Here is a 1745-nt window from a genome sequence, read left to right on the forward strand (position 1 = left end):
CGTAGCTGTGTGACCGCACTGCCTTCATGGACTGTTGCTTGTAACCCGTTATTTTGATCTGCATAACTGCGGTGGTCTACTTCGGATAAGTAGCCTGCTCTAGCTAGATGCTTGTTAGTTAGGTCGGCAAATGCTTCTCTCCAGTGGCTTACAGTCTGACTAGAATTTTCTTTGTTAAAATCTCGGTTTCTCTTTTTGGCAAAGTCGCCAGTTTCAAGGTCGATCTGACGACCTGTAAACATGATATGTGCATGATAGTTACGTTCATCACTTCCGCTTGCGGTATGTGGTGCGTGAATGGCTGCATCCACGATTACGTCATGTCGTTTTACAATTTCCTGGCATAACTCATTGAGTAAGGATTGACGTTGTTCAGCATTGAGTTCATGCGGAAAAGCAATTTCAAATTCTCGAGCGAGGTTAGCGTCTTTTCTACGTTCAACTTTCTCAACAGCATTCCAAAGTTGATTGCGGTCTAATAATTCAGATTTTGTATTTTTTGGTGCATAAATTTGTGTGAATTCTACACCTGTTTTTCTTGTGTAATCTTGTTCTTTACCTTGTCTTTCATCAATCAGTTTTTCACCTGAACGATAAGCAGCACATGCAACGGCTGAACGCCCTGCACTTCGGCTTATTGTCTTAACTGAAAAATGATAGATTGCCACTTTGCCTTTTGCTCTTAAATTCGATTTCGAATTTCACCAATCTGCATAGATTGGTTTGGGGTTGTAGGGGATGTTCCCCTGCCGTACTTCCATTGAAAAAATCAAAGATTTTTATCAATGGTAAAGTGCGCCCTTCGGGAAAACCACAATAGCAGACAGTACCTTGAATTTCAATTCATGTACGCTTATGCTAGCTGTGGTTTTTTAGGTATTAGAGTGACGATGAAAGTAGAATCTTTAGAACAACAGATTGCGAAACAAGAAGAACGCTTAAAACAGCTTAAAGCACAGAAGCAAGCTGTTCTCGCTCGTGAAAAAGCCAAGCAAAAAGAACAAGAGCGAAAGGATGATACGAGACGTAAAATTCTATTGGGCTCTTACTTGCTCAAAAAGATGGAAAATGAAGTCAATAAGGAAAAAATACTTGCTGAAATGAACGAGTATTTAACTGAAGAAAGAGACAGAAAGTTATTTAATCTTTAAGGTTTTAATATTCAAATTTCGTATAAGAGATTTTATGTTAAATAATTTTTAAGTCTTACTTTAAATTAATGATTAATTTAATTTTATATTGATTAAACTTCATATTTAAGAGTAATAAAGTATAAGATTAAGTATTATTTTTTAGAGTTTTTGGAGTGTCTGTTGGGATTAATAGTTACAGAAAGTAAGGAGGTATATTTTGATCCAAACCGTGAATTTTTAGTTAACACATCTATAGAGTCTAATCCGCAATCACAGCGGTATAGCGGGGTCTTAGTCTATAGTATTTTCAGAAGGTTACATACTCAATCGAACGGGCAAAATAATCCAGGGGATGGAAATCCTTTAATATTTGCTTTGAAAGAGATGAAAGGATATTCCATTACTACTGAAGAATGGGGGAAATTTTCAATTAACAGAGATTTAATAATAAAAAAAATCATCAATAAACATCTAATATTTAATAATATTTTATGCATACCATCATCAAGTAATGTTGTTTATGATACAGCTATATCAATTAGTAACTGTGATAGTTTCAAAGAGCCTGTATCTGTTTATGAAGCTTGTTTTGAAAAAAAAACTATAAGTGAA

The 1745-nt window shown here is 35.3% G+C and carries 3 protein-coding genes; 2 read left to right on the forward strand and 1 reads right to left on the reverse strand.

Annotated elements, in window-relative coordinates; genetic code table 11:
- Positions 1 to 668 (reverse strand): MobQ family relaxase (gene mobQ / locus FTV34_RS17240; RefSeq protein ID WP_180070888.1); only part of this gene is annotated, 668 nt, incomplete at its 3' end.
- Positions 669 to 890: 222 nt separating this feature from the next.
- Between mobQ and FTV34_RS17245 the strand changes: the two genes are divergently transcribed.
- Positions 891 to 1151 carry a mobilization protein gene (locus FTV34_RS17245; protein WP_111034328.1) on the forward strand — a complete coding sequence of 87 codons (261 nt, stop codon included), beginning with the start codon at positions 891 to 893 and terminating at the stop codon, positions 1149 to 1151.
- A gap of 162 nt (positions 1152 to 1313) precedes the next feature.
- Positions 1314 to 1745 (forward strand): hypothetical protein (locus FTV34_RS17250; protein ID WP_218949386.1); only part of this gene is annotated, 432 nt, incomplete at its 3' end.

Origin of the sequence: Acinetobacter sp. YH16038, from assembly GCF_013417275.1 — a bacterium.
Taxonomy (GTDB): Bacteria; Pseudomonadota; Gammaproteobacteria; order Pseudomonadales; family Moraxellaceae; genus Acinetobacter.

Bases quoted from the DNA above. Each gene is read 5' to 3' on its own strand.
- FTV34_RS17245 (WP_111034328.1), top strand. From the start codon at position 891: ATGAAAGTAGAATCTTTAGAACAACAGATTGCGAAACAAGAAGAACGC.